The sequence below is a fragment of the Micromonospora sp. NPDC005163 genome (assembly GCF_053599835.1).
Map to the genome: position 1 here is coordinate 25,761 of NZ_JBSFYP010000036.1, position 12,284 is coordinate 38,044.

Consider the following 12,284-nt stretch of genomic DNA (forward strand, 5'->3'; position numbering starts at 1 on the left):
CTGATCAGAGCTGAGCCCGGGCCTGGCCCGGGCTCAGCTTCGCGCCCTCGGCGACCAGCGCGTCGAAGCGTTCCCGCCCCAGGGCGGCCAGAACGCGGACGCTCACCCGGTCGGTGTCGTCGCGTTCCGCCGGGGCGGCCGGGGCCTGCGCGGCGACCCGGGCGGCCGCCGCCGCGCCCAGGAGTCGGGCGGCGACCTCGGGGGAGCGCACCGCCGACGCCATCCCCTCCAGCGGGGTGACCGCGTCCCGTGAGGTCCCTATCGCCTCGGCGGCCTCGAACGCCTCGATGTGCAGGGCCAGCGCCGCATCCGGGTCACCGGCCTGCTCGACCGCGTAGCCCAGCTCGACCAGGATCATCGGCAGGTAGAGCGCGGGCTGGATCTCCGCGCGACCCTGCTCGGCGAGGTGCGTGAGGTGGGCGACGGCCACGTCGAGCTTGCCGTCGCGGCGGGCGGCCAGCCCGAGGCTCATCTCCGCGAAGACCAGCGCACTGGGCATGGCCTGCTCCACCGCCAGCTGGTACGCGCGCTCGGCCAGCTCCCGGCCCTGCGCGTAGTCGCGGGTCTGCACCGCGAGCCAGGCCAGCCACGACAGCTCGGCGCACACCTGCGGCCACAGCGCCAGCTCCTCGGCCCAGCGCAGCCCCTCCTGGTGCAGGGTGGCGGCGCGCTCGTGCTCACCGCGCATGTCAGCCAGCCCACCCACCCACTCGGTCGCCTGGAGCCGGCCCCACCGGTCACCGAGGTCCGCGAACAGCGCGGCGCTACGGGTTGCGGTGTACTCCAGCGTGACCTGGTCCCCGTTGGCGTGCGCGATCATCGCCCGGGAGCTGAGCACCGCGGCCTCGGTCCACGGATCGGCGGAGGCAGCGGGTAGCAGCTCCGACGCCAGGGCCAGGTCGCTGTGGCCGAGCACCGCGTGGGCCGCGAACCAGGCACCGCGGCCGTCCGGGTCACCGGCCAGCGCGGCGCGGACACCGGCCGGGTCGATCGGGTCGCCCTGCACCAGCGCGAAACCGACGCGCCAGGGCGCGGCGCGGGACTCCTGCGTCGGGTCACCCGGCACCGCCAGCGCCCGCCGCGCCTCGGTGAGCCGGCCGCGCAGATACCAGTACCAGCTCAACGCGATCGCCAGTCGCAGCCCGCCGCCGTGGGCCAGCGCCGATCGCAGGTTCGCCGCCTCCGCGTCGAGCAGCGCCAGCCACCGTTGCTGGTCGGCGCCGCGCAGCTGCGGGTCGGCGCGTTCGGCCAGCTCGGTGTAGTACGCGGCGTGCCGCGCGCGTACCTCGTCGGCGTCGGTCAGGCGGTCCAGGCAGAACGCGGCGACCGATTCGAGCAGCCGGTAGCGCGGCACGACGCCGGCGTCGTCGAGCACCACCAGCGACCGGTCCACCAGCCGGGCCAGCGTGTCCAGATCGGTGTGGCAGACCCGCTCGGCGGCCTCCGGGGTGCAGCCGTCATTGAACACCGCGAGCCCGGCGAGCACCGCCCGTTCGCCCTCGTCGAGCAGGTCCCAGCTCCAGCCGATCACCGCGGTGAGCGTCCGCTGTCGCGGCGGCACGTCCCGTTGCTGGGTGGTGAGCAGCCGGAACCGGTCGTCCAGCCGGTCCACCACGCCGTGCACACCGAGCGCGCGGACCCGGGTCGCCGCCAATTCCAGCGCCAGTGGCAGGCCGTCAAGGCGGCGGCAGAGCTGGGCCACCGCGGGAGCGGTCCGGTCGTCGAGGCGGAAGCCGCGCTGCTGCGCGGTGGCGCGGGCGGCGAACAACCGGGCCGCCGCCGAGCGCCGGACCGCATCCAGGTCGCCGTCCTCCGGCACGGACAGCGGGGGTACCTCCCAGAGCAGTTCCCCGGTGAGGCCGAGCGGCTCCCGGCTGGTGGCGAGCACGCTCACCTCGGGCGCGTCGCGCAGGACCCGGGCCACCAGGTCGGCGACCGGCTCGATCACGTGTTCGCAGTTGTCCAGCACCAGCAGCAGGTGTCGGTGTCGCAGCGCGGCGGTGAGCCGGTCGGCGGGGGACAGGCTCGTACCGGCGGTCTCGCGGGTGTCCAGCGCGCCCAGTATCTGCTCGGCGATGCGTGGGTCACCGGCGGGCAGCGGCGCCAGCTCGACCAGGTGCACACCGTCCGGAAGGGCCTGTGTACGGGCCGCCTCGGTGGCCAGCCGGGTCTTGCCGACGCCGCCCGGGCCGACCAGCGTGACCAGCCGCTGCCGCGGCAGCAGGGCCCGCAGCTCGGCCAGCGCCTCGGCCCGCCCGACCAGCTCGTCCAGCTGCGCCGGCAGGCTGTTGCGGATGATCGCGGCCTTCGGTGGCGGGCTGAGACCGGCGTCCTGTTCGAGGATCCTGCGGTGCAGGGCGACCAGCTCCGGCCCGGGGTCGAGACCCAGCTCGTCGGCGAGCCGGTCGCGCAGCTCGGCGTAGCTGTCCAGCGCTTCGGACTGGCGGCCGGCCGCGTACAGGGCGCGGAGCTGCACCGCTCGCAGGCCCTCGCGCAGCGGGTGCCGGGCGACCAGCTCCGCCAGATCGGCCGCGACGAGGTCGTGCTCGCCCCGGAGCACCCGAGCCTCGGCCAGCCGCTCGTGCACGGTGAGGCGCTGCTCCGCGAGCCGGGTCGCCTCCGCGTGGACGAACCCGGCGTCGGCCATGTCGGCGTACGCCTCGCCGCGCCAGAGCGCGAGGGCCTCGGTCAGCCGCTCGACGTCGGTGCACCGGGCCAGTTCGGCGAACCGGTCGGCGTCGACCGCGCCGGCCCGCAGCAGGTACCCGGGCGGCCGGGACTCGATCATCTCGCGGGCACCCGGCTCGGCGTCGTTGAGCGCCTTGCGCAACTGCGACACCCGCACCTGGAGGGCGCCAGCGGGATTGGCGGGCGCGTCGTCGCCCCACAGGTCGTCGATGAGGCGGTCCGCCGAAACCACCTGGTTGCGGTTGGTCAGCAGGTCGGCCAGCAGCGCCCGGACCTTGGTGCCGGGCACCACCACCGGCTCGCCGGCGTCCGTGGTGACGGCGAGTGGTCCGAGCACCCCGAACTGCACGGCGGTCATCCTAGGCCCTAGCCGCGGTAAGGCCACCTGAAGCCGACCGTAAGCGCTCCGGCGCATCGTGTGGGCATGGACATCCACCACGAAGAGCACGGCAGCGGCGATGGCCGCCCGCTGGTGCTGATCCACGGTGCGCTCTCCGGCATCGGCACCTCGTTCGGCGCGATCCTGCCGCTCCTGGCGAAGACCCGGCGGGTGATCGCGGTCGAGTTGCAGGCACACGGTCACACGCCGGATGTCGACCGTCCGCTGACCGTGGAGCACTTCGCCGCCGACGTGGTCGAGTTGCTGGACCGGCTCGGCATCGCGCGGGCGGACGTGTTCGGCTGGAGCATGGGCGCGGCGGTGGCCCTGCGCCTGGGCACCGACCACGCGGCCCGGGTCGGCCGGTTGGTGCTCGCCTCGGTGAGTTTCGACGACGCGGGCCTGCATCCCGGGCTGCTCGACGGGATCCAGGACCTGCGACCGGAGCACCTGCACGGCTCGGAGTTCCACGAGGAGTACCTGCGGACTGCGCCGGACCCGGCGGGCTGGGCCAATCTGGTCACGAAGATGACGGTGCTGGACGCGAACCTGCCGCAGTGGGCCCCGGAGCGGATCGCCGAGCTGGCCGCGCCGACCATGATCGTGCTGGCCGACGCGGACATCGTCCAGCCCGAGCACGCGGTGCGGATGTTCCGACTGCTCGGCGGCGCGGTGCCCGGCGACCTGACCGGTCTGCCGGCCTGCCGGTTGGCCATCCTGCCCGGCACCACCCACACGTCGATCCCGCAGCGCGCCTGCTGGCTGGCCCCGATGATCGACGAGTTCCTGGACGACGTCTAGCCGATGCCCTCTATTCGGCTCTGCGGCGGACCGCCGCGAGCATGCGCCGCATGCCGATCACATGGCCGCCCGATCTCAGGAGGAGTTGTCGGTACAGGCCGCCGGCCAGGCCGGGGAAGGCGGCTCGCGTCTCGGCCCGCAGCTGTGACCGGCCCCGACCGATGGGCTCGAGGCGGAAGATCAGCGCGTAGGTTGAGAACCGATGGCTGCCGCGCAGAGCCAGTTCCCGACCGGGGATCGCGGTGACCACCCGGAAGCCGGGGAACGTCGAGCCTTCGGCGAGCGGCCGTGGCCCGGATGTGTCCGGGTCGGCGGCACCCACCAGGCGCGCGTAGCCGGCCATGCCGGGCCGGGAGAAGGACCCTTCGACGATGTCCGCCAGGTGGGGCCAGACCTCGACGGTCTCCGCCGCGATGACCGTGGCGTGCTCGTCCACGTAGGGCAATGAGTCGATCCGCATCAGCACCTCCCCCGCTGCACCGTCCATTCTCGCCCGCCCAGACCGAAGTTCGCCGTCTCTGGTCATAGCGTGCGGCCGATTTACCAGGTAGAAACATGCCTATCCCTTCGACTCGGCTCAACCTTCGGTCGGAGGGCCCAGAGAGCGCTCTCACCGCCCCCAGCTGTGCCGGAGGTACGGTCCGGCCACGGAGAGGACGAACCGCATGACAACCCAGCCCCGACGGGTGCGCCGGCGAATTGGTCGCACCCTCTTTCTCGCGGTCGTGCTGATCACCGCGGTCACGGCGACCAGCACCGCCGCTGCCGCCGGCCGGCCGACGCACGGCGCCCCGGACTTCGGGCCCAACGTCACGATCTTCGACCCCAGTATGCCGGTCAGCGAGATCCAGCAGACGCTGGACGCGGCGCACGCCCGGCAGGTCGACAATGAGATGGGCGCCGCGCGGCACGCCTACCTGTTCAAACCGGGCACGTACGGGACGGCCGAGCAGCCGTTGCAGGCCAAGGTCGGCTACTACACCGAGGTGTCCGGCCTGGGCGCCTCGCCCACCGACGTCACCGTCAACGGCAAGATCGAGGTGTACAACCGTTGCCTGGCCGACGGCGGCGCCGGCAACTGCCTCGCGTTGGTCAACTTCTGGCGCACCCTGTCCAACCTCTCGCTCACCATCAACGCGGCCGGCCAGGACGGCTGCCGGTCCTCGGCGAACTTCTGGGCGGTGTCCCAGGCGGTGTCGATGCGCCGCCTGAACATCAGCGGCGGTGGCCTGTCCCTGATGGACTACTGCACCGCGGGCCCGCAGTACGCCAGCGGCGGGTTCATCGCCGACTCCCGGCTGCCGGCCACCACCAACGGCTCGCAGCAGCAGTGGCTGACCCGCAACAGCGAGGTCGGCAGCTGGTCCAACGCGGTGTGGAACCAGGTCTTCGCGGGCGTCGAGGGCGCGCCGGACGACGCCTCCTTCCCGGACCCGCCCTACACGACGCTGGAGACCACCCCGCTGAGCCGGGAGAAGCCCTACCTCTTTGTCGACGGCAAGGGCCGCTACAACGTCCGCGTGCCCGCCGCGCAGCACGACAGCCGGGGGGTCTCCTGGGCCGACGGCCTGACGCCGGGGCGGACCATCGGAATCGGTGACTTCTTCATCGCCAAGCCGTCCGACCCGGTGCACGTCATCAACAGCCAGCTCGCGCGCGGCAAGCACCTGCTGCTCACCCCGGGCACGTATGACATCGCGCGCAGCATCGAGGTCCGGCGCGCCAACACGGTGGTGCTCGGCATCGGGCACGCCACGCTCACCGCGGTGAACGGCGCCATCCCGCTGGACGTCGCCGGTGTCCCCGGTGTCGTCGTCGCCGGCGTCACGATCGACGCCGGCCGGGTCGAGTCGCCGGTCCTGCTACGGGTGGGTCAGCAGCACGGCCGCAACGTCAGCACGCCGGGCAACCCGACCACGCTGTCCGACGTGTACTTCCGGGTCGGCGGCCCGCACATCGGCCGGACGAACACGGCGCTGGAGGTCAACAGCGACAACGTGCTCATCGACCACACCTGGGTGTGGCGCGGCGACCACGGCGTCGAGGGCTTCACCGAGGGCGTCAACGGCGACACGGACCGCTGGCGGACCAACACCGGTCGCTACGGCGCGGTCATCAACGGCGACCACGTGACCGCGACCGGCCTGTTCGTCGAGCACTTCCAGCGGTACAACACCGTCTGGAACGGCGAGCACGGCACGACGATCCTCTACCAGAACGAGCTGCCGTACGACCCGCCGACGCAGGCCGACTGGATGCACGGTGCCGTCGAGGGTTGGGCCGGCTACAAGGTCGGTGACCGGGTGCGGCACCACACCCTGTACGGCGGCGGGGTCTACGTCTTCAACCAGAACAATCCGTCGATCCACACCGAGAACGGCTTCGAGGTCCCGGTCACTCCGGGGGTACGGCTGCACCACATCATGACCGTCAACCTCAGCGCCGGCACGATCGACCACGTGGTCAACGGCGTCGGTGACGCGGCCGACATGACCAAGGTCGGCGCACCGGTCTACGTCACGCAGTACCCGACTCCGTAGGTATCCCGGGCGTACCGAACGGGGGCCGGAGCCAGCGCGGCTCCGGCCCCCGCCGTCTCCTGGTGTTCCGCAACTTCTCGGCACTCAGTTACTTGCGATTCGTTAGCGGACAATTTCATCGATCAGTCGAAGTCTTGCGGGCTGGCGACCGCTACTGCCACGATGACCGTCAATGCCTTCCGTCCCGAAGGAGTGGTCGTCATGGCGGTCTCCCGCCGCAGGTTCGTCACATCGGTGCTGGCAGGGTCCGCCCTCGCCGCCGCCTCCACCACCGAACTGCTCGCCACCGGCACCGGCCCGGCCCGCGCCGCGAGTCCCCCCGGGGACGTGGTCGGCAAGGTGACGGTCGGCTACCAGGGCTGGTTCAGCTGCCCCGGCGACTCGGCGCCGATCGGCGGCTGGTGGCACTGGAGCCGCGACCGGTTCCAGCCGCCCTCGCCCGGCAACACCACCATCGTGTCCTGGCCGGACACCCGCGAGTACACGCACACATACCCCACCGCCTACCCCAACCTCGGCAACGGGTCGCCGGCCACCCTCTTCTCCTCGTACGACCAGCAGACCGTGGACACCCACTTCCGCTGGATGCAGGAGTACGGCTGTGACACCGCCGCGTTGCAGCGGTTCAACCCGTTCGACGACGAGGGGCCGACCCGCGACGCGACGACGCAGAAGGTGCGTTCCGCCGCCGAGCGCCACGGCCGCAAGTTCTACATCATGTACGACGTCACCGACTGGCTGAACATGCAGTCGGAGCTGAAGACCGACTGGACGACGAAGATGTCCGCGCACACCGTGTCCAGCGCGTACGCCCGGCAGAACGGCAAGCCGGTCGTCTGCATCTGGGGCTTCGGCTTCAGCGAACCCAGCCGGCCCTTCGCGCCGGCGCCCTGCCTCGAGGTCGTCAACTGGTTCAAGGCGCAGGGCTGTTACGTCATCGGTGGGGTGCCGACCTGGTGGCGACAGGGGATCGAGGACTCCCGCCCCGGCTTTCTCGACGTCTACCACGCGTTCAACATGATCTCGCCGTGGATGGTCTACCGGACCACCACCCTGGAGGGCCTCGACTCGTACTACAACAACGTCAACATTCCGGACCTGGCCGACTGCGCGGCGCGCGGCATCGACTACCAGCCCTGCGTGATGCCCGGTGACCTCGCCGGGGGGCATCGCCGCCACGGCGACTTCTACTGGCGGCACATCTACAACATGGTCCGACTCGGCTCGCAGGGGCTCTACGTGTCCATGTTCGACGAATACAACGAGGGCAACCAGATCGCCAGGACGTCCGAGACCCAGGCCACCACCCCGGCCGGCGCGAACATCCGGGCCCTGGACGAGGACGGAGTGGCTTGCTCCTCCGACTACTACCTGCGGATCACCGCCGACGGCGGTCGGATGCTCAAGGGGCAGCTCGCCCTCACCCCGGTGCGTCCCACGCCACCGATGGTCGGTGGGCCCCCGCCGACCGGTGGAAACCTGGCCGCCGGCCGACCCACCTCGGCGAGCAGCCAGAACGGCCCGTACCCGGCGTCGAACGCGGTGGACTCCGACGCCGGCAGCTACTGGGAGAGCGGCAACGGCGCCTTCCCGCAGTGGTGGCAGGTCGACCTCGGCGCCAGTCACCAGGTCGGACGGCTCGTGGTGCGGCTGCCCGCCGGCTGGGGGGAGCGTACCCAGACCATCACCGTGCTGGGCAGCGTCGACGGCAACTCCTTCGGCACCATCGCCCCGGCCGCCGGCTTCACCTTCGACCCGGCGACCGGCAACAGCGTCACCCGTACGCTGCCGGCCACCGCCGCCCGGTACGTCCGGCTCAGCATCGGCGGCAACACCGGCTGGCCGGCCGGGCAGCTCGCCCAGGTCGAGGTGTACGCCGCGACCGGCACGCCGGACACCCCGCCCACCGCGCCGACCGGGCTCACCGTGACCGGCCGGACGGCGACCAGCGTGTCGCTGGCCTGGACGGCGTCCACCGACGACGCCGGGGTCAGCGGTTACCAGGTGCGCCAGGGCGGCACGGTCGTCGCCACCGTCACGGGCACCACGGCGACCGTGAACGGGCTCAGCCCGACCACCGGTTACAGCTTCACCGTCACGGCGCGGGACACCGCGGGCAACACCTCCGCGCCGTCGAACGCCGTCACGGTCACCACGGACGCGCCGGCCAACGCGGACCTCGCCCGTGGCCGACCCACCGCCGAGAGCAGCCACACCCAGAGCTACGGATCAGGCAACGTGGTCGACGGCGACCCGAACAGCTACTGGGAGAGCGTCAACAGCGCCTTTCCACAGTGGGTGCAGGTCGACCTGGGCGCATCGCGCACCGTCGGGCGGGTGGTGCTCAAACTGCCGCCGGCGGCGGCCTGGGCGACCCGGACGCAGACCCTCGCGGTGCAGGGCAGCGCCGACGGGACCAGCTTCGGCACGCTGGTCGCTGCCGCCGGGCGCACGTTCAACCCGGCCACCGGCAACCAGGTGGCCCTCACGTTCACCGCCGCGCAGACCCGCTACCTGCGGATCACCGTCACCGGCAACACCGGCTGGCCGGCGGGGCAACTGGCGGCGCTGGAGGTGTACGCGAGCTGACCGCGAGCTGACCGCGAGCGGGCGGCCATCGGAGAGGACGGGTGGCCGCCCCCGTGTCAGCCCGTCGGCTGCTGCATCCGGCGCAGGTCGTCCGCCGGATGGATGGTGCGTACCGGGTCCGGCACCGGCCCGCGCCGTCGCCACTCGCGCGGGTAGCCGAGGGAAACCTCCTCGAAGCGCACCCCGTCATGGAACGTCGTACGAGGAATGTGCAGGTGCCCGTAGACCACGGTGGCCGCACCGAAGCGCAGGTGCCAGTCCCGGGTCCGCACGGTGCCACACCACTGGGCGAACTGCGGATACCACAGGACGTCGGTGGGTGCGCGCACCAGTGGATAGTGGTTGACCAGCACGGTCGGCAGGTCCGGGTCGCGCTCGGCCAGCCGGCGCTCGGTCTCGGTGACCCGGGCCTCGCACCACGCCTCCCGGCTCGGGTAGGGGTCGGGGTGCAGCAGGGCCTCGTCGGTGCACACCACCCCGGCCTCGTACGCCAGGTCCAGCGACTGCTGCTTGGTGCTCGCCTCGGGCACCCGGAACGTGTAGTCGTACAGCACGAAGAGCGGGGCGACCGTGGCCGGACCACCCTCGCCTTCCCACACCGGGTACGGATCCTCCGGCGTGACGACCCCCAGCCGCCGACACAGCCGCACCAGCTCGCGGTAGCGCTCCTCGCCGCGCAGCCGCACCGGGTCGTCGGGCGGTGTCCACAGTTCGTGGTTGCCCGGCGCCCAGAGCACCCGCGCGAACCGGCTGCTGAGCAGCCCGAGCGCCCACTCGATGTCGGCGTACCGCTCGGCCACGTCGCCGGCGACGAGCAGCCAGTCACAGTCGTTGCCCGGGCGCAACTCCCGCACGAACGAGCGGTTCTCGGGATAGCCGATGTGCAGGTCGCTGACGGCCCGCAGCCGGGGCGGAAGGCTCACGCCCCGAGACTAGGTGTTCTGTCCAGAGAGGTTGGGGACGCGGCTGGCAGGTGGGCCGGCATATCCGGCGATCCGGCGGGAAAGCGCTGACGTCCGACAGCCCGAACCGGAGCAGGAGAAGAACATGCCTTTCATCACCGTGGGTACGGAGAACTCCGCGCCCATCGACCTGTACTACGAGGACCACGGATCCGGTCAGCCGGTGGTCCTGATCCACGGCTTCCCGTTCAACGGGGCGACCTGGGAGAAGGAGACCACGGCGCTGCTCAACGCCGGATACCGGACGATCACCTACGACCGTCGCGGCAACGGCAACTCCGCCCAGCCGGCGTTCGGGTACGACTACAACACGTTCGCCGCGGACCTCGACATCCTGATGAACGAACTGGACCTGCGCGACGCGATCCTGGTGGGTCACTCGATGGGCACCGGTGAGGTGGTCCGCTACCTGGGCAACTACGGCTCGCAGCGGGTGAGCAAGGCGGTGCTGCTCAGCCCGCTGCAACCGATGCTGGCCAAGGCCCAGGACAACCCGGAGGGCGTCGAGAGGAGCCTCTTCCAGGGTTTCCAGCAGGCCATCATCAAGGACCGCTTCGCCTACCTGACCCAGTTTTGCGACGCGTTCTTCAACTACAGCGAGAACAAGGGCAAGCTGGTCAGCGAGGAGGCGTACCACGCGCACTGGCAGATCGGCACGATGGCCTCCGGCAAGGCCACCCACGACTCCGTAACCGCCTGGCAGGAGGACTTCCGGCCCGACCTGCCGAAGATCGACGTGCCGGTCCTGATCATCCAGGGCGACAAGGACAACGTGCTGCCCTTCCCGGTGACCGGCCAGCGGCTCGGGCCGATGCTGCCGACCGGTCAGCTCATCACGCTCAAGGGCGCGCCGCACGGCATCCCGTGGACACACGCCGACGACATCAACAAGGCGGTGTTGAACTTCATCAAGCAGCCGGCCAAGGCTCGGGCCTGATCCGTACCGGCATCTGATCGGACGCCAGCGCGGCGGTCCCGCCGCCACACCCGGCCCACGCAGGCCCTCGGGCTCGCGTGGGCCGGGCGGCGTCGACGGTCAGGGCCGGCGGGCCACCACCGCGCCGTTGGCGCCCGGGGCGTCGAACGGCACCGTGTGGACGTCCACGAAGCCGGCGTCGGCGAGCCAGGCGACGTACTCGGCGCCCGAGTAGTTCCGGCCGCCCTCGGTCTCGACCAGCATGTTCATGCCCATCAGAGCGGCTTCCGGCGGCCCGGTGCGCTCATCGTTGAGCAGCAGCTCGCAGATGACGACCGTCCCACCGGGCGGGAGCGCCGCGTGGCACCGGGCCAGCAACGCGCGATTCGTCGGTTCGTCCCAGTCGTGCAGGATCATGCTGAGCAGGATGACGTCGTGCCCGCCCGGCAGCGCCGGGTCGGCGAGGAAGTCGCCGGGCAGCGTGTCGATCCGCCCGGTCAGGCCGGCCGCGGCGATCCGCTCCTCGGCCCGCGCGCAGACGTGCGGCAGGTCCAGGATGGTCGCCCGCAGTCCCGGCAGGCGGCGGCAGAACTCGATCGGGAACGCTCCGGCACCGCCGCCGACGTCGAGCAGCCGGCGGTGCGCGGAGAAGTCGTACGCGTCGGCCAGCGCACCGGCGGTGAAGCTGGACGTGGAGTACATGGCGTCCCAGAACTGCGCCAGCATCTCCGGGTCGGTGGTGTCGAACATCGACTGCTGGGCCTGCGGGTCCCAGGTCAGTGGCCGGTCGGTGCGCAGCGCCTCCCCGATGCGGTGCCAGGGCAGGTAGGTACGCAGGTCGGAGTAGCGGACCTGGGCTCCGAAGTAGTACGGGCCACCCTTGACCAGGAACTGCTCGGCCAGCGCCGAGTTGCGGTAGCCGTCGCCGGCCTTCTCCAGCAGGCCGAGCGAGGCGGTCGCGGCCAGCGCACGTCGGCGCCGGCTAGCTGGGTCGGCGGGCCAGCCGCCGACTGGCCCAGCGTGCGCCGAGGCTCACCGCCGTGCTGCCGATCGCCATCCCGACCAGCACCAGGACCGCCCCGACGGCCCACAACCCGCTGTCGTCGGACGACAACGCCCCCCACGACCAGGCCGCCGTGAAGGCCACCGTCATCACCGGCGCCACCAGCCACGGGCTCAGCCGCGTGCCGGCGAGCACGGCGAGCAGCGCGAGCGTCAGCACGCAGCCGATCACCTGCCACGCCTCGTACGGGCCGCTGCGCGAACCGGTCTGCGGGTCGACGTCGTACTCGGTGTCCCAGCCCAGCCAGAGCAACCACACCCCGACCGTGGCCGCCGCCAGGAACAGAGCCCCGCGCAGTGGTTGTGTACCCCTCGTCGCTGTCATCCGGAGATCATCCCCTGCGGTG

The 12,284-nt window shown here is 71.7% G+C and carries 8 protein-coding genes and 1 pseudogene; 4 read left to right on the plus strand and 5 right to left on the minus strand.

The window, feature by feature from the left end; genetic code table 11:
* Positions 1-4: 4 nt before the first annotated feature.
* Positions 5-3,046 (minus strand): BTAD domain-containing putative transcriptional regulator, encoded by a 3,042-nt coding sequence (locus ACWD6N_RS23340; RefSeq protein WP_449937511.1) that lies wholly within the window; start codon positions 3,044-3,046, stop codon positions 5-7.
* 66 nt (positions 3,047-3,112) lie between these two features.
* On the opposite strand from ACWD6N_RS23340, the gene ACWD6N_RS23345 reads away from it, so the two are divergent.
* On the plus strand, positions 3,113-3,868 hold the full coding sequence (locus ACWD6N_RS23345) for an alpha/beta fold hydrolase (RefSeq protein ID WP_354962454.1): 756 nt from the start codon (positions 3,113-3,115) through the stop codon (positions 3,866-3,868).
* 10 nt (positions 3,869-3,878) lie between these two features.
* Here ACWD6N_RS23345 and ACWD6N_RS23350 read toward each other — a convergent pair whose 3' ends face one another.
* The gene (locus ACWD6N_RS23350) at positions 3,879-4,328 is read right to left on the minus strand and encodes a hypothetical protein (protein ID WP_354962453.1); all 450 of its coding nucleotides are present in this window, start codon (positions 4,326-4,328) and stop codon (positions 3,879-3,881) included.
* A 205-nt stretch (positions 4,329-4,533) separates the two neighbouring features.
* Between ACWD6N_RS23350 and ACWD6N_RS23355 the strand changes: the two genes are divergently transcribed.
* The gene (locus ACWD6N_RS23355) at positions 4,534-6,408 is read left to right on the plus strand and encodes an adenylyl cyclase (protein ID WP_354962452.1); all 1,875 of its coding nucleotides are present in this window, start codon (positions 4,534-4,536) and stop codon (positions 6,406-6,408) included.
* 201 nt (positions 6,409-6,609) lie between these two features.
* The gene (locus tag ACWD6N_RS23360) at positions 6,610-8,997 is read left to right on the plus strand and encodes a discoidin domain-containing protein (RefSeq protein WP_387322230.1); all 2,388 of its coding nucleotides are present in this window, start codon (positions 6,610-6,612) and stop codon (positions 8,995-8,997) included.
* A 56-nt stretch (positions 8,998-9,053) separates the two neighbouring features.
* Here ACWD6N_RS23360 and ACWD6N_RS23365 read toward each other — a convergent pair whose 3' ends face one another.
* Positions 9,054-9,920, minus strand: coding sequence for a metallophosphoesterase family protein (locus tag ACWD6N_RS23365; protein ID WP_387322232.1), 867 nt, complete (start codon positions 9,918-9,920; stop codon positions 9,054-9,056).
* Between the two features lie 124 nt (positions 9,921-10,044).
* Here ACWD6N_RS23365 and ACWD6N_RS23370 point away from each other — a divergent pair, with 124 nt between their 5' ends.
* On the plus strand, positions 10,045-10,896 hold the full coding sequence (locus ACWD6N_RS23370) for an alpha/beta fold hydrolase (protein ID WP_354962449.1): 852 nt from the start codon (positions 10,045-10,047) through the stop codon (positions 10,894-10,896).
* Positions 10,897-10,995: 99 nt separating this feature from the next.
* Here ACWD6N_RS23370 and ACWD6N_RS23375 read toward each other — a convergent pair.
* A pseudogene (locus ACWD6N_RS23375) lies at positions 10,996-11,841 on the minus strand (methyltransferase); the annotation flags it as partial.
* 16 nt (positions 11,842-11,857) lie between these two features.
* Positions 11,858-12,262: a hypothetical protein gene (locus tag ACWD6N_RS23380; RefSeq protein ID WP_354962448.1), complete on the minus strand. Its 405-nt coding sequence runs from the start codon at positions 12,260-12,262 to the stop codon at positions 11,858-11,860.
* Positions 12,263-12,284 lie beyond the last annotated feature (22 nt).

What these genes read in the sequence shown, in the direction of transcription:
- ACWD6N_RS23340 (WP_449937511.1), bottom strand. Translation starts at nt 3,046, where the DNA reads ATGACCGCCGTGCAGTTCGGGGTGCTCGGACCACTCGCCGTCACCACG.
- ACWD6N_RS23345 (WP_354962454.1), top strand. Translation starts at nt 3,113, where the DNA reads ATGGACATCCACCACGAAGAGCACGGCAGCGGCGATGGCCGCCCGCTG.
- ACWD6N_RS23350 (WP_354962453.1), bottom strand. Translation starts at nt 4,328, where the DNA reads ATGCGGATCGACTCATTGCCCTACGTGGACGAGCACGCCACGGTCATC.
- ACWD6N_RS23355 (WP_354962452.1), top strand. Translation starts at nt 4,534, where the DNA reads ATGACAACCCAGCCCCGACGGGTGCGCCGGCGAATTGGTCGCACCCTC.
- ACWD6N_RS23360 (WP_387322230.1), top strand. Translation starts at nt 6,610, where the DNA reads ATGGCGGTCTCCCGCCGCAGGTTCGTCACATCGGTGCTGGCAGGGTCC.
- ACWD6N_RS23370 (WP_354962449.1), top strand. Translation starts at nt 10,045, where the DNA reads ATGCCTTTCATCACCGTGGGTACGGAGAACTCCGCGCCCATCGACCTG.
- ACWD6N_RS23380 (WP_354962448.1), bottom strand. Translation starts at nt 12,262, where the DNA reads ATGACAGCGACGAGGGGTACACAACCACTGCGCGGGGCTCTGTTCCTG.